Annotated in this window: 18 protein-coding genes; 6 read left to right on the top strand and 12 right to left on the bottom strand. The window is 57.8% G+C overall.

The features are described from left to right. Positions 1-27: 27 nt before the first annotated feature. Positions 28-822, bottom strand: a complete 795-nt coding sequence (locus tag ACN19L_RS16910; protein WP_426490641.1) for an alpha/beta fold hydrolase — start codon at positions 820-822, stop codon at positions 28-30. A gap of 336 nt (positions 823-1,158) precedes the next feature. Between ACN19L_RS16910 and ACN19L_RS16915 the strand changes: the two genes are divergently transcribed. Continuing rightward, complete coding sequence (locus tag ACN19L_RS16915) at positions 1,159-2,733, top strand: M28 family metallopeptidase (protein ID WP_426490642.1); 1,575 nt, start codon at positions 1,159-1,161, stop codon at positions 2,731-2,733. Positions 2,734-2,922: 189 nt separating this feature from the next. On the opposite strand, the gene ACN19L_RS16920 is transcribed toward ACN19L_RS16915, so the two are convergent. Both ACN19L_RS16920 and ACN19L_RS16925 read right to left on the bottom strand, forming a co-directional pair. Further along, the gene (locus ACN19L_RS16920; protein WP_426490643.1) at positions 2,923-4,371 is read right to left on the bottom strand and encodes a carbohydrate-binding protein; all 1,449 of its coding nucleotides are present in this window, start codon (positions 4,369-4,371) and stop codon (positions 2,923-2,925) included. A 644-nt stretch (positions 4,372-5,015) separates the two neighbouring features. Next, entirely contained in the window at positions 5,016-5,876 is an 861-nt protein-coding gene (locus ACN19L_RS16925) for a dienelactone hydrolase family protein (RefSeq protein WP_426490644.1), read from the bottom strand. A gap of 195 nt (positions 5,877-6,071) precedes the next feature. On the opposite strand from ACN19L_RS16925, the gene ACN19L_RS16930 reads away from it, so the two are divergent. The 3 genes from ACN19L_RS16930 (at position 6,072) to ACN19L_RS16940 (ending at position 9,005) form a co-directional block, all read left to right on the top strand. Next, entirely contained in the window at positions 6,072-6,848 is a 777-nt protein-coding gene (locus ACN19L_RS16930; protein ID WP_426490645.1) for a hypothetical protein, read from the top strand. Between the two features lie 164 nt (positions 6,849-7,012). Beyond that, positions 7,013-8,068 (top strand): sensor histidine kinase, encoded by a 1,056-nt coding sequence (locus ACN19L_RS16935; RefSeq protein WP_426490646.1) that lies wholly within the window; start codon positions 7,013-7,015, stop codon positions 8,066-8,068. Between the two features lie 172 nt (positions 8,069-8,240). Next, the gene (locus tag ACN19L_RS16940; protein WP_426490647.1) at positions 8,241-9,005 is read left to right on the top strand and encodes a LytR/AlgR family response regulator transcription factor; all 765 of its coding nucleotides are present in this window, start codon (positions 8,241-8,243) and stop codon (positions 9,003-9,005) included. A 164-nt stretch (positions 9,006-9,169) separates the two neighbouring features. Here ACN19L_RS16940 and ACN19L_RS16945 read toward each other — a convergent pair whose 3' ends face one another. Both ACN19L_RS16945 and ACN19L_RS16950 read right to left on the bottom strand, forming a co-directional pair. Then, on the bottom strand, positions 9,170-9,538 hold the full coding sequence (locus tag ACN19L_RS16945) for a cupin domain-containing protein (RefSeq protein ID WP_426490648.1): 369 nt from the start codon (positions 9,536-9,538) through the stop codon (positions 9,170-9,172). A gap of 76 nt (positions 9,539-9,614) precedes the next feature. Further along, entirely contained in the window at positions 9,615-9,851 is a 237-nt protein-coding gene (locus tag ACN19L_RS16950) for a Kazal-type serine protease inhibitor family protein (RefSeq protein ID WP_426490649.1), read from the bottom strand. 239 nt (positions 9,852-10,090) lie between these two features. Between ACN19L_RS16950 and ACN19L_RS16955 the strand changes: the two genes are divergently transcribed. Further along, complete coding sequence (locus ACN19L_RS16955) at positions 10,091-10,525, top strand: CsbD family protein (protein ID WP_426490650.1); 435 nt, start codon at positions 10,091-10,093, stop codon at positions 10,523-10,525. Positions 10,526-10,654: 129 nt separating this feature from the next. Beyond that, positions 10,655-11,014: a YtxH domain-containing protein gene (locus tag ACN19L_RS16960; protein WP_426490651.1), complete on the top strand. Its 360-nt coding sequence runs from the start codon at positions 10,655-10,657 to the stop codon at positions 11,012-11,014. A 580-nt stretch (positions 11,015-11,594) separates the two neighbouring features. On the opposite strand, the gene lysS is transcribed toward ACN19L_RS16960, so the two are convergent. From lysS to ACN19L_RS16995, 7 genes are all read right to left on the bottom strand, one after another. Further along, the gene (lysS, locus tag ACN19L_RS16965; protein ID WP_426490652.1) at positions 11,595-13,157 is read right to left on the bottom strand and encodes a lysine--tRNA ligase; all 1,563 of its coding nucleotides are present in this window, start codon (positions 13,155-13,157) and stop codon (positions 11,595-11,597) included. A gap of 208 nt (positions 13,158-13,365) precedes the next feature. Then, complete coding sequence (locus ACN19L_RS16970; RefSeq protein WP_426490653.1) at positions 13,366-14,403, bottom strand: hypothetical protein; 1,038 nt, start codon at positions 14,401-14,403, stop codon at positions 13,366-13,368. A 228-nt stretch (positions 14,404-14,631) separates the two neighbouring features. Next, on the bottom strand, positions 14,632-16,779 hold the full coding sequence (locus ACN19L_RS16975) for a carboxy terminal-processing peptidase (protein ID WP_426490654.1): 2,148 nt from the start codon (positions 16,777-16,779) through the stop codon (positions 14,632-14,634). 325 nt (positions 16,780-17,104) lie between these two features. Further along, entirely contained in the window at positions 17,105-17,971 is an 867-nt protein-coding gene (locus ACN19L_RS16980) for a hypothetical protein (protein ID WP_426490655.1), read from the bottom strand. 184 nt (positions 17,972-18,155) lie between these two features. Further along, complete coding sequence (locus tag ACN19L_RS16985) at positions 18,156-18,524, bottom strand: hypothetical protein (RefSeq protein WP_426490656.1); 369 nt, start codon at positions 18,522-18,524, stop codon at positions 18,156-18,158. 132 nt (positions 18,525-18,656) lie between these two features. Beyond that, a complete protein-coding gene (locus ACN19L_RS16990; RefSeq protein ID WP_426490657.1) occupies positions 18,657-19,853 on the bottom strand; it encodes a proline dehydrogenase family protein in 1,197 nt (398 codons plus the stop codon). Between the two features lie 166 nt (positions 19,854-20,019). Further along, positions 20,020-20,394 carry a hypothetical protein gene (locus ACN19L_RS16995; protein ID WP_426490658.1) on the bottom strand — a complete coding sequence of 125 codons (375 nt, stop codon included), beginning with the start codon at positions 20,392-20,394 and terminating at the stop codon, positions 20,020-20,022. Between the last annotated feature and the right edge of the window lie 111 nt (positions 20,395-20,505).

Consider the following 20,505-nt stretch of genomic DNA (forward strand, 5'->3'; position numbering starts at 1 on the left):
GTTTTACCCCAGGTGCAGCATTTCGCCTCACGCCGCCATGTAAGCCTCCAGGGCACTCAGCGTTTCGGTGGGGGCGCTCACGTGGGGGCAATGCCCGGCCACGGGCAGCGTAATGAGCCGGGCATGGGGCAGGCAGGCCTGCAGATAGTCGCCTACTTCCAGCGGAGCAATTACGTCTTCGGCGCACTGTACCAGCAGGCAAGGCGTCTGGCACTGGGCGACATCGGCGCGGTTGTCGCCCAAAAAAGTCACGCGCGCAAACTGCCGGGCAATAACGGGGTCGTTCTGACAGAAGCTGTGGGCCAGCTCCGCGGTCAGGGACGGCCGATCAGGGTTACCCATGATAAACGGGGTGATATACTCGGCCCAGCCCACAAAATCCTGCTCCATGAAGTCCAGCATCTGCTCCAGGTCGCGGCGCGCAAACCCGCCGTGGTAGCTGCCTTCGTTGAGGTAGCAAGGCGAAGGGCACAGCAACAGCAGTTGCTGGAAAAGCTGCGGCTCCCGGATAGCAGCCAAGATGCCAATCATAGCGCCCACTGAATGCCCGATCAGCGTAACCTGCCGCAAACCCAGCTGTTGGCAGATGTCGAGCACATCATGGGCGTAGCCATCCAGCGAAGCGTAACGGGGTGGCTCGTAGGCGGTCTTATCCGACAGCCCGGACCCTACGTGGTCGTACAGTACCAGCCGGAACTGCTCCGAAAACGCCGGGGTGATGTAGCGCCAGATGGTTTGGTCGCACCCGAACCCATTTACAAACAGCAGCGTGTGCGTCCCGTTGCCCAGAATCCTGACGTTGTTGCGCTTTAGCACATCCATGGCGCGTAAGCTTAGTTATGCGTAAAATATAGAACTGGTCTAATAGATGCGAAAACGTGCACTCGCAGTCAACTGATTGTCAGAATAGGACGGGTCCGCTACCCGAGTATGTCCGTAGGCAGCCCCCAGATCAACAATGCAATGAAATGTATATCAAAATGAGAATCTGCGGCATGAGCAAAGCTGCAGCGCGAAGGTGCGCGCCGCAGCCTGTGCTGGCCTTGCCGTACACCCGCAACAGACGATTGAAAGACGAAGCCGGCCAATAGCACGCAACGCCGCGGTTTTTTCTGGTTCTTTAGGGCCCTGAAGCACTCAAACAACCAACTTCCCCGCATGAACAAACTTCAACTCCTCGCACTGGCCGGGGGCCTGGCTTTCACCGCCCCCGCCCTGGCTCAACAAGGCACCAAAGCCGACCCGGCCATGCTGGCCAAAATCAAGGATGAAGGTATGAACCGCTCCAAAGTGATGGAAACGGCCTTTTACCTGACGGATGTGTGCGGCCCCCGCCTGGCTAACTCAGCCGGCCTGACCCGCGCCAACGAGTGGACGCAGAAGCAGTTCACTACCTGGGGGCTGAGCAAATCCACCATTGAGCCCTGGGGTACCTTCGGCCGCGGCTGGGACATTGAGAAGTCGTACGTAGCCATGACGGCCCCGTACTACCACACCCTCATTGGGGCTCCCAAAGCCTGGACGCCCAGCACCAACGGCCCGCTGAAAAAGCAGGTGGTGGTGGTAAAGGCTACGACCGAGGCTGAGCTGGACAAGTACAAAGGCCAGCTGCGCGACAAAATTGTGCTGCTGGACGTAGCCAACCCGCCCAAGCCCAGCTTTGAGGCTGATGCCCGGCGCTATACCGCTGAGGAGCTGCAGAAGATGGCCGACTTCAAGCCCGAGCCGCCCGCCGCCAAGCCCGACGACGCGGAAATGGAGAAGCGTATGGCCCAGCGCCGCACCATGATGGCCCTGCGCACCAAAATGTCGGACATGATTCTGAGCGAAGGCGCGGCGGCTATCCTGAGCACCCGCGGCGGGTCCGATGGCACCTTCTTCACGAGCAACGGTGCCCCTTACGCGGCGGACGCCAAGCCCGTGCTGCCCGAGCTGGAAATGGCCCCCGAGGACCAGCTGCGCCTCATCCGCCTCGCCGAAGCCGGCATTCCGGTGGAAATTGAGCTGGAAACCCGCACCCGCTTTCAGAATCAGGACCTGAAAGGCTACAACGTGGTAGCCGAAATTCCAGGTACTGATAAGAAGCTGAAAGGCGAAGTGGTGATGCTGGGTGCCCACCTCGACTCCTGGCACGCCGCCACCGGGGCCACCGACAACGCCGCCGGCTGCGCCGTGATGATGGAGGCCGTACGTATTCTGAAAACGGCCGGGGTGCAGCCCCGCCGTACCATTCGGGTGGCGTTGTGGGGGGAGGAAGAGCAGGGCCTGTTCGGCTCGCGCGGCTACGTGAAAAACCACTTCGCCGACCCCGCCACCATGAAGCTGCTGCCCGACCACGAGAAGCTGGCCGCCTACTTCAACCTCGACAACGGGGCCGGTAAAATCCGCGGTATTTACGCCCAAGGCAACGAGGCCGCCGCGCCCATTTTCCGGGAGTGGCTTCAGCCCTTCGCCGACATGGGCGCTACCACCGTTACGCTGCGCAACACCGGCGGCACCGACCACCTCTCGTTTGACGCCGTAGGCCTGCCCGGCTTCCAGTTCATTCAGGACCCCCTGGACTACGGTACCCGCACCCACCATACCAACATGGACACCTACGAGCGGCTGCCCGCCGACGACCTGAAGCAGGCCTCGGTGATAGTAGCGTCCTTCGTGTACCAAGCCGCCATGCGCGACGCTAAGCTGCCCCGCAAGCCCCTGCCCGCCGCCAAGCCTGAGCAGCGCATGTAGCGGTGAAGCTGAGGTCATTGGGAGCAACGCGAAGCAATCCTTCCTTTACGATTCGCAAAGCCCTGAAAAGCAGAAAGCCCCTGACGTCCATACTTGCGTCAGGGGCTTTTGAGTAGGTCGGAAGTTAGTGCTTCGTGAAGGACAGATTGCTTCGCGCTGCTCGCAATGACAACCTCTTCACAAATTCACCTACTGCACTAGCAACTGCTTCGTGATTTTGCCGGTGGCGTTGGTGGCCTGAATCAGGTACACGCCGCTGGGCAGAGTGCGGTCCACTTTCACGGCGTTGCCGAAGGCCGTGTGCTGCCACACTTGCTTGCCGCTTACATCCAGTACCTGCACGGTAGTAGGTTGGGTGAGGTCGGCATTCTGCAACTCAATAGTGAGGGCGGAGCCTGCGGCCTGAGGGTTGGGGTACACGGCTACGTCGAAGGCACCCGTTTTGGCGGGCGTGGTGGCCGTAATGGTGGAGGTGCCGGCGGTCCGGGCACTGCCGGCTTTGGAAATCCGGATCCAGTTGAGGTTCCATCCCCCGGTTTGGGCAAATACGCCGAAGTTGTAGGTGCCCGCATTTACATTCACCGTTCGGGAAACCGTAGTCCAGTTCTGCCAGCCGCCCGTAGCCGGAATGGCCGTATTGCCCAACTGAACGGAACCCGCGTTCAAATCCGAAGACAGGGTGCCGCCCGAGGGGCTGGCCACGCGGTACTCAATGAGGTAGGAGCCCGAGGTGGGGAAGTTTACGCTGTTATAGGCCATCCAGTCGCCAGCGTCAATGTAGGCCACGTTCTGGCCCCCGCCCGTATCGGAGCAGCCTTCTACCTGCACGCCGTTCATGCTGCTGTAGCTTTCGGCCTGCAGGGTGGTAGCCGTGGTAGCCGTAGTTTTCTGGTACACCCGCACGTAATCCACCGACATGGTAGCGGGCAGCTTGCTCTCGTCTACCGTCTGGCCGGGCCAGTTGCCGGCTACGGCCAGGTTCAGCAGCAGGAAGAAAGGCCGCTGAAACTCCTCAGTGCCGCCCGTGCCGTTGGTAATGTTGATTTCGTGGTACTTGGTGCCATCCACAAACCAGCGGATGTAGGTCGGCTCCCACTCGATGGAATACACGTGGTATGCCTCGGGCGAGGTGATGATGTTGCCACCGTACTCGGCGTGGCCGTTGCTGTCCCAGTGCACAGTGCCGTACACCTTGTTCTCGGAGTTGATGTGCTCCATCACGTCAATTTCGCCGCAGGCCGGCCAGCTTACCGTGTTGATGTTGGCACCCAGCATCCAGAACGCCGGCCACAGTCCCTGGCCCAGCGGCATCTTAATGCGGGCCTCTACCTTGCCGTACTTGAATTCCTTCAGGCCCTGGGTTTTCATGCGGGCCGAGGTGTAAGGCATACCGCCTACGCTCTGCTTGCGGGCCGTAATCTGCAGCTCGGTGCTGGTGACGGTGGCGTTGGCCCGCTGGTAGTACTGCTTCTCGTTGTTGCCCCAGCCGCCGCCGCCGGTTTCAAACACCCAGCTGGAGCTGATGCTGCCGTTGAACTCATCGGCCCAGACCTGCTGGTAGGTTTGGGCTTGGGCAGTGAAGGAGCCAAGCAGGCACAGAGCCGCGGCTCCCAGGAGGGAGGTAAACTGGTGTTTCATTGGTTGTGTGGGAATTTGGTGGAACGAAAGAGCAGTGGGGAAAGTCCGGTGTTATCCGGCCAGTTTCGGGGCTTGGGGAACCTTCGAAAACGCTCAAGTATGGTGGGCTTTTTCGGTAAATCCAAGCTGCTCAACGCCATCAAGTCCTATCATCCGGGCAGGATTATACACCTACCGCACAACGCTGGGGAGTTCGTATATGCACAAAAAAAGCAGCCCACGTAGCTTGAAGCTAGTGGGCTGCCGCGGATAAAAAACAAGAAAAAAGACCGAAGTAGGAGCAACAGACGGGTGTACTGCCCGAGTTGTTCGGGCTACGTGGTCATGCGCTCTGCTCAATCTGTAAAATACTGCCGGACGCGAAGACCAATAACGATGAGCAAGCCCAGTAGAATATGCACTACCATAACGGTTAAAATGGTAGATAATCTACCCAAGCCGTATTCATCGTGCTCAAGGTAGGATAGAGGGCGTGTGCTCAATACGTATAGGTAACTCATTAGCAGCAGCCCATTCAGCCAGATAGCGCGCCGAAAGTACTGCCAGTTTCTCAGCAGTATCAGTGTTGCCACCCAGAGCATAGGAGATATGAGTAGCAAGCCCAGAAATAGGTTGTTCATCTGTTTAAGTGGGTTAGGTCTCCATTACCCTAACTGTTCCTTAAACAGCTTCAGCGTGCGGCTCCAGGCCAGCTGGGCGGCTTCGGCGTTGTAGCGGGCCGGGGAGGAGTCGTTGTTGAAGGCGTGGTTCACGCCCTCGTACACGTACTGCTCATACTTCACGCCGGCCGCTTTCAGGGCGGCTTCCCAGGCATCTTTGCCGGCATTCACCCGCTCGTCGAGGCCGGCGTAGTGCAGCAGCAGGTGGGCCTTGATGTTGGCAGCTTCGGCAGCGGGCGGCTGGGTGCCGTAATAGGCCACGGCGGCATTCAGTTGGGTATCGTGGGTGGCGAGGCTGTTGGCCATGGCTCCGCCCCAGCAGAAGCCTACGCAGCCGGTTTTGCCGTTGCAGTCGGGGCGGGCGCGCAGGTAGCGCAGGGCGGCCAGGTAATTCTCCAGGTTCTGCTGCTTATCCAGCTTGCCGATGAGCGTGCGGCCCTCGTCCTCGTTAGCCGGCGTGCCCCCGAATACCGACAGGGCATCCACGCCTAGGGCCAGGTAGCCAGCCTGGGCCACGCGATGGGTTACGTCCTTGATGTGAGGGGTGAGGCCCCGGTTTTCGTGAATCACCACCACAGCCCCGCGCTTCTTCTTGCCCCGCGGATGCACCAGGTAGCCCTTCATGTCGGTGCCGGCCGCACCGGGCCAGCTTACGGTTTCCTCCGTCAGCTTGTCGTCGGCCGCCGATACGGTGGCGGCGCGGGCGTAGCCGGGCTCCAGCACGGCCAGCGCGGCGGTGGCCAGGGCCGTGCTACCGGCCAGCTGCAGCAGCCGGTCGAGAAACTCTTTGCGGGATAGGGGGGCGTGGGTGTACTCGTCGAAGAGGCGAATGATGCGCTGGTCCATGCGGGGGCGGGAAAGGAGGTGGTGACGAAGAAAGATAAACAAACCGGCCCGAAGCTGCACCGGGGCCGGGCCCGCTCGCGCCCCGGTTTCCGGCACTCGCACGATTTTTCCGGCACTCGCGCGAAATCACCTGCATTCGGGCCTGCCAGGCAGCAGTTTTGGAGCATCAATCACCCCCTTAACCCCGCTACCGCTATGAACACCAACCAACTTGCCCGCGACGTAAAATTCCTGAAAGCCTACGCCCTGGGCGCTACCGTAGTGCCGCTGCTGGCCTTGCTCTGCGCCTTCGGTAAGCCCGACAAACCGGTGCACTTCAGGGAACTATCAGTAGAGCGCCTGAACCTGGTGGAGCGCGACGGCACCGTGAAGATGATCATGAGCAACAAGGAGCGGTTTCCGCAGGGCGTGACCATCGACGGCAAGCACATCGACTATAAGCGCGACCATCCCGGCATGCTGTTCTACAACGACAAGGGCGAAGAGTGCGGCGGCCTGATTTTCGGGGGCGAGAAGGGGCCCGACGGCAAGCCCTCGGCCGGTGGCCACTTCTCCCTCGACCGGTTTGGGCAGGACCAGGTAATTGCCCTGAACTACCAGGAGCAGGGTGGTGGCTACAAGGCCGGCCTCACCTTCAACGACGCCCCCGACGAATCCATGACGGCCCTGGAGGAGAAGTACCAGAACGCCACGCCCGAGGAAAAGCAGAAGGCTGTGCAGGAAGGCAAGCTAGGCCTGATGCGCCGCATGTACGTGGGCACTACCGCCGGCCGCTCCTCCGCCATGATTATGGCCGACCAGCGCGGGGCCACCCGCGTGATGCTGGTAGCCAACACCGACCAATCTACCCTCGACTTCAAGGACAGCCAGGGCCGCACCCGCCTCACCATCGGCGTCGATAAAAACAACCAGCCCGTGCTTCGCTTCCTTGATGAAGCCGGCAAAGAAGTGAAAATGGCCGGCCAGCTGTAGGGCATTTGCTGATAGAGCCCGTCATGCTGAGCCTGCCGAAGCATCTCTACCGGAGCTACTCAAAGAAGTTAGCATTGCGGTAGAGATGCTTCGCGGGGCTCAGCATGACGGGCTATGTTTTGCTAACTGCAACCCTCGTAGCTTGCTGCTCGAATCCGCTACGCATGCGCAAAAAGCCCTGGTTTTACCTGTTCATGTTCGGGCTGGCGTTGCTGCTGGCGCTGTACACCCGCCTGACGATGGCCCCAACGGTGGCGGACTTCTACCTGTTCCCGGATGCGCCGTTCTGGCTGTTTCTGCAGGCGTTGCTGATTGTGGGGCTGCTGGACCGGCTGCACGCCCGGGCCGTGCGCCGGGGGCGGGCTTCGGGACAAGCATCGTACTTTTTCGGGCTGCTGTGGCGGGGGGCGCTGCTGTTCGTGGGGCTCACGCAGCTGCTCACGGCGGTGCTGGAGCTCACCCACATCGGGCATGGCAACTACGCGGGCTGGTACCCGGTGGTGCGCAGTCTGGCTTCGGATGCGTTTCTGTACCTGCTGGTGGGCAGCGTGTATCTGCCGTTTCTGTACCAGCAGCACGCCGCCCAGGTGCGGGTAGAGGTGGAACGGTTGGAGAAGGAGGCCACCCAGGCCCGCCTGCAGGCCCTGCAGCAGCACGTAGACCCGCACTTCCTGTTCAACAACCTCAATATCCTGGCCGCCCTCATCGAGCCCGCCAACACCGCTGCCCACGACTACGTGGTGCACCTAGCCAGCCTGTACCGCTACCTGGTGCGCACCCGCCAGCAGGACGCCGTGCCCGTGGCCGAGGAGCTGGCTTTTCTGCGCGACTACCAGTTTCTGCTGCAGCGGCGCTTCGGGGCGGCCTACGTGTTTGAGGAAGATGTGCAGGTATCCGCCGCCGAGCTGCAGCACCTGCTGGTGCCGCCCGGCGTGGGGCAGGAGCTGCTCACCAATGCCCTTAAGCACAACCTGGGCAGCCGCGCCCGGCCGCTGCGCGTGCGCCTCACCCTCACGGCCGATTCCCTGCAGGTGAGCCACGCCCGCCAGCCCCGCCCCGTGCCGGCCCCCGGCGAGGGCAGCGGCCTGGCCGGCCTGCGCGCCCGCCTGGCCCTCCTCCACGACACCCCCGTGCGCATCGACGACACCCCCGAGCACTTCAGCGTGACGCTGCCCCTGGTGCGCCGCGCCCCGGTGCCAGCGCAGGATTTCCGCGACTAGGATTAGCGGCTTGAGCTATTCGGGTGTTACCACACAGAATGCCGCGGCCGCGCTTTTGCTTGACGTTCAGATTCCACAGAATCTCACCGCTTCAGCAAATTTTACCCAGCTTTACCGATCAATCCGCGTAGCCACTACTCACTACTCACTACTCACTACTCACTACTAACCTATGCTCCGCCTGCTGCTGATTGAAGACGAAGAACCGGCCCTGGACCAGCTGCGGCGCTTTGCGCTGCAGTATGCGCCAACGGCCACCATTGTGGGAGAGTGCCAGCAGGTGAGTGAGGCCGTGGACTTCCTGCGCCAGCACCCAGCCCCCGATTTGATTCTGTCGGATATTGAGCTGCTGGATGGCAATGTGTTTCAGCTGTTCGGGCAGGTGGCGGTGAGCAGCCCGGTCATCTTCGTAACGGCCTACGACTCGTTTCTGGTGCAGGCCTTCGAGCAGAACGGTATTGCCTACGTACTCAAGCCGGTGCAGTACGCGCAGTTTGCCGCCGCCATGCAGAAGTTTGAACGGCTGCGGCAGGCGTTTCAGGGGGCGGCACTGCAGCAGCTGGCCGCCACGCTGGGCCAGGCCGCGCCGGCTCCGGCCTACAAGCAGCGCCTCGTGAGCAAGTCCCGCCAGGGCCTGTACCTGCTCGATGTGGCCGACCTGGCTTACTTTCAGCTGCGCAACGGCGTCACGCACGCCCTCGACGCCCAGGGCCGGGCCTACGTGCTCAGCGAAACCCTCAGCCAGCTCGAAGCCCAGCTCGACCCGGCCCACTTCTTCCGCCTCAACCGCACTGAGCTGGTGCAGCTTTCGGCCATCGAGCGGCTGGAGCCTTACTTCAACGATACGCTGGTGCTGCATTTGAAAGGCCAGCCCACTACGCTCACCAGCAGCTCCCACCGTACCCCCGAGCTGCGCCGCTGGCTGGGTATGAAGTAAAGCAAAGTAGGCCCAAAACCGTCATGCCGAGGCGCAGCCGAAGCATCTCGCTTGGCTGACCTTGCTAAGTCATCCAGATATCAGCCCCGTAGGCACTCACCAAAAAGCCCTCATCCCCGGTTCATCCAGGAATAAGGGCTTGCACTGGTGTCACCCAAGTGGGATTATTCTTCCCGGTGTACGGTGGCGGGGGAAAAGGCCGGCACGCACACCGACCAGTACTCGCACTCCTCGCCAAAGGGGTTAGAGTAGCGCACCCGGGCGCCGGCCTTAATCAGCAACGATTCGCCCGCGCCCAACTCCACCACGTCGCCGTCAATTTCAAACCGCTTGCGGCCACGCACTACAATGGTCACCTCGTCGAACTCGGGGCGCTGGTGCGGCTCGCTCCACTGGGGCGGGGCCACCATGTGGGCCACGCTGTACTGGTCCGTGCCGGTGCTGGCCAGCCCAATGTGCTCCTCAATGAGCTTACCATCGGTGGTGGGCACTACAAAAGGATTCTGTTGGCGGAAATAGCGTTTCTCTGACATACGAAAACGAAAAAACAAGGCGGCACCCCGGCCGCACCGCAAGCTACATCAGCCGGTCCGAAACCCCGGCCAGCTGCTACTTGGCCGCGCCCGGACAGGCTCCCTGGGTGTAAGTTTTGACGCCTGCATTGGTAGCCTGGCAGGCGTTGCTGTACGTTTGGTTGTTGCAGCCGCACACGGGGGCATACTCCATCGTGCACATAGCATCCTGCTTGATTTTGCTGGGGTCGATGCAGTCGGTGGTAGGTGGGGTTTCGCGCTGACAGGCGGCGGTGGCAGCTAGTAGAACCAGGGAGGCAACAAAGCGAAGCATGAAGCAAAATGTGAAAGTGAGCAAATTAACAGGCCGGTACTGCTCATTCTTTACGGCAGAGCAACCCGGAGGGTAAGCAAGGATATAAAATTTGAATATTTTACCGCGCTAATTTCCGACGCAGGGAAAACCCCGGCCGTTTGGTCGCGTATAGCTGCCCATAATCGGCTGCTACTGGTTGCAGTGCGCCGGCTTTCCATTCTGAACCTATTTTCAACCCATTCTCTCCCCCAAGAATCATGTCGTACCACGAAGAAGACAACTCCGGTAAAATTCTCCTCGCTGCGTTGGCTGGTGCCGGTGCTGGTATCATTGCCGGTCTGCTGATGGCTCCTGACAAAGGCAAAGCTACCCGCGAAAAGCTCGGCTCGGCGGCCACCAAATACAGCGGCCAACTGGGCGAGCAGCTCTCGAAATACGGTGAAGACCTGGACTCCAAGTTCAAGGGCTACATCGAAAAGCTGGAAGACCTGGGTATCACGGGGGCCGGCTCGAAGCTGAAGCTGAAAGGCAACTGGGATGAAGCCAAAGGCAAACTGAAACAGCAATACGCCCAGCTCACGGACGAAGACCTGGATTACGCCGAAGGTAAAGGCGATGAGCTGGTAGGACGCCTGCAGAACAAGCTGGGCAAAGCCAAGCACGAAGTGGTAAAAATGCTGAACGACCTGTAAGTCGCACCGCACCCACAACAAAGCCCCGGCCTATCAAGAGGCCGGGGCTTTTTTTAACCGCGTGCAGGTGTCGTGTGTTCTTCTGTAGGCTGGCCTCAGCTATTCCTTAACCCAAATGGTTTACACGTTATGCAAGACACAAAAGGTAAAGTGATTTTCTCGTTGCTAGCTGGCGCCACGGCTGGCATTGTGGCAGGTTTGCTGCTGGCTCCTGAAACCGGAGAGGAAGCCCGGGCCAGCCTGAAGAAATCGGCTGGCCGCTTCGGCGACGACCTGAGTAAGCTGCTGAAGGATGGAAAAAACCGTTTGGATGCGCTCAAAGGGCAGGCCCCAGCCGATTCTGAACAGCACCGCACCGACCGCGCCGCCGCCGATGGCCTGCTGAACTCATTCAACCAGCCTGACAGCAGTGGCTATGGCACCGAGAATGACCCGGATTATGACGGCATGGGGGGCGACTCTCGCCATTATCCGGGCTACCGGAGTTAGAAAAGAAAATCTTCCCAGAGAAGTAACCTTCCGGATGCATCCTCGTTATATAGCATACAATCAGCCTGAATGATGGCTGGAGATGGTACGAGTGTAAAATTGCCGACCATGGAGCTTCTGACAGAATCTGGTTAAACAATCTGTCAGTAAAATCACATGTTGTCCATCGCAAGCTTCTCCCGTATTCCCAGCCTGAAGGGTAAGCTGATTTGTAACAGTAGAAGGCCTCTCGTCCATTTATCGGCGGGAGGCCTTCTCATGTTTGGCGCGGGCCGCCCAGATAACCTGCTCATACACCAGAGAGTATTTTTTACCGGCCTGTAACCCTAGGTGGAAAGCGGCCGTTAAAGAACACATAACTGACTTACTGATTGCCGAGTAAGGGTTTGTCGTAAAATTGCCGGCTGTAGAGCTTCTATTGGAGAATGGTTAACAAGACCCAGTAGTAAAATCGTACATGCCCATCGCAAGCTTCTGCAAACTGTCTTTATAGGCAGAAAATAAGGTTAGTTAAAAAGGAAAGCCTCCTGCTATCAATAGCAGGAGGCTTTCTGATTTTCAGTCCGTAGCTGACACAGAACTATGCTTCCGACTCGGGCTTGGGGGCATTCTCCGATTTAGCGTATTCCGGTTTCATCTGTGGGAAGAACAGCACATCCTGGATAGAGCCGGAGTTAGTCATGATCATGCTTAGCCGGTCAATACCGATGCCGAGGCCGGCCGTAGGTGGCATACCGTATTCCAGAGCGCGCAGGAAGTCCTCATCGAGCACCATTGCTTCCGTGTCGCCACGCTTGCCCAGCTCCAGCTGCTCCTCAAAGCGGGCCCGCTGGTCGATGGGGTCATTCAGCTCGGAGAAGGCATTACAGATTTCCTTGCCATTGCAGATAGCCTCGAAGCGCTCCACCAGGCCCGGCTTGCTACGGTGCTTTTTAGCCAGCGGAGACATTTCCACCGGGTAATCGGTAATGAAGGTGGGCTGAATCAACTTCGGCTCCACGTGCTCCCCGAAAATTTCGTCGATGATTTTGGCTTTGCCCATGCTCGGGTCGAGGCCTACTTTCAGCTCCTTGGCAGCGGCGCGCAGCTCGTCCTCACTCTTGCCGTCGATGTTGAAACCGGTGAAGTGCTCAATGGCCTCGGCCATGGTGAAGCGCTTCCAGGGGCGCTGAAAATTAATGAGGTTGGCACCCACCTGCACTTCAGTTTTGCCATGCAGGGCCAGGGCCACGCGCTCCACCATTTCTTCCACCAGGTCCATCATCCAGTAGTAGTCCTTGTAGGCCACGTACAGCTCCATCTGCGTGAACTCGGGGTTGTGGAACCGGCTCATGCCCTCATTGCGGAAGTCCTTTGAAAACTCATACACTCCATCAAACCCACCCACAATAAGGCGCTTCAGGTACAGCTCGTTGGCAATACGCAGGTACAGAGTCATGTCCAGCGTGTTGTGGTGCGTTTTGAAGGGCCGGGCCGCTGCTCCCCCGTACAAAGGCTGCAGGATAGGCGTTTCCACCTCCAGGTAGCCTTTGTCGTTGAGGTAGTTGCGCATGGCCTGTACCAGCTGCGTACGCTTGACGAAAGCGTCGCGCACGTGTGGATTTACCACCAGATCCACGTAGCGCTGGCGGTAGCGCATTTCAGGGTCCGTGAGGCCATCGTACACCACCTTTTCGCCCGTGGCTTCATCTACGCGCTCCTTCACTACTGGCAATGGCCGGAGGCTCTTACTTAGCAGCGTGAAGCCGGTTACGTGCACGGAGGTTTCACCTACCTGCGTCTTAAACACGTGCCCCTTCACGCCCACAAAATCACCCAGATCAACTAGCTTTTTGAAGACAACATTATACAGCGTTTTATCCTCGCCGGGGCAGATCTCGTCCCGGTTGATGTAGAGCTGAATCCGGCCCGAAGCATCCATCAGCTCCGCAAACGAGGCCTTACCCATCACCCGCACCGACATAATGCGGCCGGCCAGGCTTACCTCCTGAAAGTTGTTCAGCTCGGGATGATAGTTGTCGTGGATTTCCTGGGCGTAGAAGTTCACGTCGAATAGCTCGGAAGGGTAGGGCTCAATGCCCAGCTTCTGTAGCTCTTCCAGTTTATTCCGACGAATAATCTCCTGTTCGCTGAGGTGCTGCATGGTACGGGGTGTAAAACGAGGCCAATGGCCAGTAAAATCAAGCCGCAAAAATAGCGCGGCTTACACACTTATTCGCATAAACCAACGAATACTTGGTTAGTTGTGCCCCTCAGCAGGCTCCCAACGCAAAAAGTGCCGACCCAAGGGGCCGGCACTTACGTGTATATGGAGTCGGAACAAAAGAAGCGGCGGTTGGAGGGCAGGCCGTTTAAGCGGCCATCTGCAGCATGGGCGCATCGTCGCGCAGGGCTGGCTCAATGCGGGTGCGCAGGCGCTCCTGTACAAAAGAGTTCTGCAGGTGCTTGGGCAGCTCCGCTACCAGCTGCTGGTACCGCTCCAGGCCCATGGCCTTGGCCACATAAGTCTCATGCAGGCCGTTGAGGTAACTCACAATGTTCAGCAGGGAGTGGTGAAACAGCTGGAAGTCAATGTCTGCCTCCACAAAACGCTCAATTTCCCGGCTGGTCTGCGAAATGCGCAGGCGGCCCAGCAGATCGAAGATGGTAGTGTAACCCAGACGCCAGGTAATCTGCTGCCAGTGCGCGGCCGTCCACTTATCCAGCACCTTGCCGGTTTTCTGGCTGCGGATGGCAGTGTTGGGGTTGGCCTGCACCTGCTGGCGGGTAGCCTGCGCCTTTATTTTGCGGGTAGTACGCAGAAACTGACCAATCTGCGCCTGGGCGTCAATTTCCTTACCGGCAATGTGCAGGCCCGCCTTGTAACCCGCCAGCGGCAGCCGATGGATGCTGAAGTCGCCGTAGGCTCCGGCAGCGTAGAAGGAAATTGGTCGGGGATACGCATTGCGTACGACCAACCGGCCTACTTCCCGGCGTACCAACGAAGGATTATTGCTCCTGACACCGGTCGTATACAGGAAGCTCTGCAGGCCAGCCATAATGGTGTGGTATGCCTGCGGAAAGGTCCAGTGCAAGGCGTGGCGCAGGTATTCCTCGTCACCCAGCTCGGCAGTGGCCCGCAGTGCGTATTCGGTGCTCCAGCTGGCGTGCAGCAGCTTAGTAATTGCTTGCACGTCCTCCGTGGTCAGTTCCGCTTGGTGAGCCCGGAAATAGGGCAGATGCTGCAAACCGCCCATAGCATCGTCGGCCTGCTCAATGTGGTAGTTGATGGCAAAGAAGTAGTTCAGGAACACCTGCGCCGGAATCGATTTGCGCCAGGTTTCCTCAGCTTGCTTCTGCTCGTCGGTAATCAGCGGAATGATGGTGGTTTCCATGTCGTTCGTTGTCATATCTACTCAACCAAGATACTAAGAAATAGGTTCTTATTTGCTAAAAATATTGTCATAAATAAACAATAAGTAAATAACTGTAATTCAGTTGCTTGTATTTTATTTAAAATGTTCTTGAGGAACCTGTTTAGAGCGTTGATTTGCTAACGAACAAGCGGTGGTCTTTGAGTACAAAAAAAGCCCCCTGCTCAGAAGCAGGGGGCTTTCAGTATGCCTGCAAGCAGCTGTTTACATCTGATCTTTCAGTACAGCAACAGCTTCGCGTAGGGTGATGTCCTTTTTCAGGGGTTTCACGAAGCGGGAGGCCCGGTTCACTTTAAGAGTATCCGTACCCAGCTGGCGCAAATCGAAAGCAAGGGGTGCAATAGCCATGGGCTGAGCGGCATTCTGGATAGCTTCGTACTTATCCGATTCCGTTTTAGCCTGCACCTGCTCGGCGCGGTAGTTCGCCAGCTTCAGCGACACCTTGGTGTCATCTTTCCGCTTCACCATACGCTGTACCATATCCGACAGCTGTTTGAAGCTGGGGCTGGCATTTACGCGAGCCGTACTGGATTGGCGGAGCTTGTCGATGGCCGGTGCGTTGTTCCAGGCCCGGTACTTGGCGGGCGTAATTTCATCCCACTTCAGCGGATAGTCGGTTTCCTTTTCGCCCTGGTCCAAGTAGCTGTAGGCATCCGGCAGGATGATGTCCGGAATAACCCCTTTGAACTGCGTGGACCCCCCGTTAATACGGTAGAACTTCTGGGTGGTCAGTTTCAGGGAGCCAAACGGCTTGATGCTATTAAACTCGGCCGGCATGGCGTCGTCCAGATCAAAGATGCGCTGTACGGTGCCTTTGCCATAGGTACTGGCCGAACCCATAATTACGCCGCGCTTGTAATCCTGAATGGCGGCAGCCAGAATCTCCGAGGCCGAGGCGCTGTATTTGTTTACCAGTACCACCAGCGGGCCGCTATACTGCACGCGGGGGTCCCGGTCGTTGAGAATAGTGGCCGAACCCTGGCCGCCACGCACCTGCACTACCGGGCCGCTGTCAATGAACAAGCCAGCCATTTCCACGGCGTCCTGCAGAGAGCCACCGCCGTTAAAGCGCAGGTCGAGGACTACGCCCTGTACGTTTTCCTGCTTGAGCTTTTCCAGCTCCTTTTTCACATCGGCAGCTGAGCTGCGGCCGCCATTATCGTTGAAGTCGGCGTAGAAGTTCGGCAGCTTGATGTAGCCCAGTTTCCGTCCGTTCTCGGTAATAGTAGCCGATTGAGCGAATGTTTCCTCAATAACCACCACGTCGCGGATGATGGGAATAATCTTGGTGCTATTGTCGGGCTTGCGTACGGTAAGACGTACTTCGGAGCCTTTTTTACCCCGAATCAGGCCAATGGCCTTATCCAAGCGCCAACCTTCCACCGAAACCGGCTCCTCAGTGCCCTGGGCTACCCGGATAATGGCGTCGCCGGCTTTCAACTCGCCTTGGCGGTAAGAGGCTGAGCCAGGTACGATGTCAGCTACCTTGATCTGGCCGTCCTTCTCCTGCAGCGTAGCCCCAATGCCCTCGAAACGGCCCGTCATGGCAATATCGAAGTTGTCTTTGTCGCGGGGGGCGAAGTATTCAGTGTGCGGGTCGTAGGTGTTGGCAATGACGTTGGCGTACATGGCCAGCCGGTCATTAGCATCCGTCTGCGACAGATCTTTGAAGTAATCATCAAAGTACTTCAGCACGCGCTTGCGGGCTTCGGCTTCCATCTGGGCCGGGGTACGGGCTGGCTCCGAGGTAGTAGCCGCTGAAGGCGTAGCCGTAGTAGAGGCCAGCGGCTTGTCCTTCTTTTTGGCCTGCTCGTCCATCATTTCCGAAACGCGGACCAGCGTCTGGTACTTCAAAAACTTGCGCCATTCCTCGCGCTGGGCGGCGGCATTAGCAGCAAAACTGGCCTTATCGGGCTCCGTTTCGAAGGTTTCCTCCGAAGTAAAATCAAAAGGCTGCGCCAGAATCTCCCGGTACAGACCCTGCACATCCTTCACACGCTGCGCCATAATCTGGGTGCTCTTGTCCAGAAACTCGTGCGTACCGCGCTGCACCTCATCATCAATACTTTTTTGATACTGAGAAAGGGCCGCTACATCGGACTGAAGCAAAAACTTTTTGCTGCCATCCAGCCGCTTCAGGTATAAATCGAATACACGCTTGGAGAAGGCGTCATCAATGCGCTCTGGCTGATAATGCGCCGCGCTGAGGCCTTGTAGCATCGCCTTGATGAGGACTTCATCTTTTTGCGGGGAGCCACCGTCGTTGCGCTTGTACAGCTTATAAGAAGCCAGCACAAACACCGCCAGCAACACAGAGGCATACAAGCCTATTTTGAGTCGGGGGGAAGACATGAACTAACGAGGGGGGTGAAATGAAGAAAATTCCTGAATGATGGGAGTGCCAGCGTGAAAGTGCGCCGAGCAACTGCCGCCAATCACATAGTACAACGCTGCCGTTAGCGCAATAAGTGCCCTTATTACACTGCTGTTCTTACGCAAAGGGACGAAAAATGGTCGTCGGGTTGCATTGCTTTGGGTGCTGTCAGTTGGTGAATATAGGGGTTCAGCAAATAACCACCCAAAAATGAGTTGCCAGTGAGCAGCCAGAAGATCAGTCACAAAAAAAGGCTCTCCCCACCAAGGGGAGAGCCTTTTTTAGAAAGAACTGAGTGCGTGCTTAGTAGCGGCGTACCTTGTCACCGCTGTGACGGCGGAATTCTTCTTCAAAATAACGAGCATCTTCTTCGCTACGCGGACGCACACCCATTACGATGTTGCCGTTTTTCACGTCAGATTCGTACTCCGCAGCGTGCTCTTCGGGAATACCCGAGCCTACCAGGGCACCTACCAGGCCACCCGTGAGGCCACCGGCACCAGCGCCAGCCAGTGCGGCAGCAATAGGACCGGCAATGATCAGGCCCAGACCGGGCAGTGCTACCGAGGTGCCGATGGCAGCAATGGCACCGATTACAGCGCCGGCCGTACCACCAATGGCGGAACCTACGCCGGCACCTTCCATGGCTTTATCGCCCAGGTCCGTATCGGGCGTGTTGTCGCCGAAGTGAGTTTTGCGGGTGTCATCCGACATCAACAGGTTTACGTCGTCTTTGGAGTAACCACGTGAAGACAGCGACTCGTAAGCACGCTCTGCGCTGGCGCGGTCACGGAACGTACCAGTAGTGTAATTGCTACCGGAGCCGTACGTACGGTCAGAGTCGGTTACGGCGCGGGCAGCATCACCAGCGGCGTTCTGGGCAGCATCAATACCGGAGCCTACCGCAGCACCTACCGAGCCAGCAACGGCAGCCCCTTTCTGGGTGGCGCTGTAGTCATGGTGGGGGTTGTTATCGGTAGAAGAGTTGGTGGGGTAGCTGGGCGAAGTTGAAGAAGGAATCGACGAGTCGCCAGTGGTGGAGTTACCCATGTTGCCGCTCGAAGTAGTATTGGCACCAGTGCCGTAGCCCGTGCCGGCTGCGCCAGTACCGTAGTTAGCGCCCGAACCAGTACCTGAATTTGTTGGGTTGATCGAATCGTTGGTGTTCATGAGGGTGGTAGTTTTAAGAATGAATTGGAGAGAGACGCCAGCGGAGGTATGGAAAGGAAATCCGCCGCAGGGTTTCGAGGTTGCTAAACGCAGCCTACCAGGCGAGGTTGCGGCCAGTTCCCTTGGTATCTCATCCGTATTCAGCTCATAAGCTCATTTCCGGCCCCGGAACGCCATTTTTTGCTTACGCAAATTTTTCGAAATTCTCATCATCCTGCCAAAAGGCCCGGCACTCCCGACGCATGGTTTTCAGAAAATCCTCCTGTTGCTTCAGCGTCCGCCATTCACCCAAGCCCAACCGCTCACATAACTTATAAAAGGCATCACCCTGGCCCTTGGAGCCTTCTACTTTCACTAGGCAACTCAAAATAGGACGACCAGCTTTGTGCTCCTGTTCTGATATCTCGGCCAGGATTTCATTGAGTCGGGCTTTTTCGTGGGAAATATCGAGGTTCAGGCCTAGCTCAGCCTCCTGAACCAGGTTCAGGTAGCTGGTAGTACCTACCTGCGTGCGGGCAAAACGGATTAGATGGCTGCGTACTCGGCCAGTCATGGGCGGGAAAAATGGTGGAGAGAAAGGGGGAATGTAACAAAAAAAAGTCCGTTGCGTAAAGGCGGACCTTTGCGCAACGGACAGATATTTTCCAAAAACTGTGCCGTTCAGCAGGTTGAGTGAAATGCTCGCTTAGGACTGCTGCAGCTTACGGCGGTTCATCTCTTTTTGAATCAGCAGAAATTCCCGGCTGGTCTGGCCCGCAATGGCGGTATTCTCATCAGCCCGCCGGAGCAGGTAGGGCATTACGGCGGCCACGGGGCCATACGGAACATACTTGGCCGTATTGTAGCCGGCATGAGCTAAGTTGTAAGTCAGGTTATCACTCATACCATACAACTGAGCAAACCACACCCGGGGGTCGTTAGGACTGATACTGCGCTCCTGCATCAATTGAGTAAGCAGCAGAGAGCTAGCCTCATTGTGAGTGCCGGCGCACACCCCAATCCGGTCCAGATGATCTACACAGAACCGGAGTGCCTGATTATACAAGTCGTCGGTGGCGGATTTGCTGGGGTTGATGGGCGTAGGGCGGCTTTGCTGCGTGGCTACCCGGGCTTCCTTTTCCATATAGGCTCCCCGCACCAGTTTGGCCCCTATGTAGTAGCCACCGGCCACGGCATCAGCATGGGCCTTCTCCAGGGCAGTCAGCCGGTCGTGGCGGTACAGCTGGTAGGTATTCCAGACAATGGGAGCTTCCCGATTGTAGCGTTGCATCATCTCGTACGTGAGCTGGTCAACAGTTTCCTGAAACCAGCTTTCCTCCGCATCCACAAACACGCGCACCCCGTGCTGATGTGCCCGGGCGCAAATAGCATTCATGCGCTTGCGGGTTTTCTCGAAGCTGGTGTGCTCTGCGGGCGTCAGGGCCGTGCCCGCCTGCACTTTTTCCAGAATAGTGGCGTCGCCGATGCCCGTTACCTTGAATACACTGAAGGGAATATGCTGGGAGCGGCTGGCTAAGTCAATGGTAGCCAGAATTTCAGTGGTAGTGGCATCAAAGCCTTTATCGTCTCCCTCGCCCTCCACCGAATAGTCCAGAATGGTGCCGATGCGGTAACGGCCCAACTCCTGAATGACGGGTAGGCACTCCTGAATAGTTTCTCCCCCACAAAACTGCTCAAAAATAGAGTTCTTGATGAGGAATTTCGTTCCGGGAATGTGCCACTTTAATGCAGTTTTTACGAGCCCGCTCCCGGTCTTTACCAGCGTGTTGTTGTTCATAGCAGCGAACAGGGCATACATCTTGCGCAGCTCCCCATTGGATTTGGAGGCAAATGCAACGGCAGTATCGTCGAAGGAAACGCGGGTGGCTTGAGTAACGGGCATGATTGGGGTGGTTAAGCGGCGCAGTGGGTGGTTGCACTTTCGGCAAAGATAACCGCTAATTGCGGGGTTTAGCCTAGCGGTAGCCGGAAGATGAACCGACCTTAAAACAGAAAAGACAGCGGATCCATTCCGCTGTCTTTTTTTAGGATGGTAGCTGTTCGCTCCCCTAATACGGCTTGTGAGCATCCAAATGGGCCGATACTTCCGGTACTACGCGTACGTAAGTGTGGGCTAGTAGCTTACCGTTGGTATCCTGAAGCTGCAAGCGGTTGCCAATTACGGAATAGTACTGATTGTTCTGGTAGCCACGGTAGATGATGAGGTGCCGGGAAGGTGCGTTGAAACCACCGACTTCCCGACGCACTGTAAACGCTGCGGCACTGATGAGGGTACCATCCTGGTAGAAGCGGGCCCGGCCCCGACGGTCAAATTCCACCACCACTCGGTGGCCGGTGTTATCGGGGGTAAGCAATGCCTGACGCTCGGCGGCAGTCTGCTGCCACTCCCAGCGGCCCACCAAGCCTTCTTCCATGGTAGGCATTGAGTCTTTACTGCATGAGGAAAACAAAACACCTGCCGTCAGAACTGCGGCAGCGTATAGTACGCGCGTAGAAGAGTTCATAAAGGAATAGAAAGTAAGTTGCGCCTGCAT

This window comes from Hymenobacter sp. 102, assembly GCF_049949205.1.
Lineage (GTDB): Bacteria > Bacteroidota > Bacteroidia > Cytophagales > Hymenobacteraceae > Hymenobacter.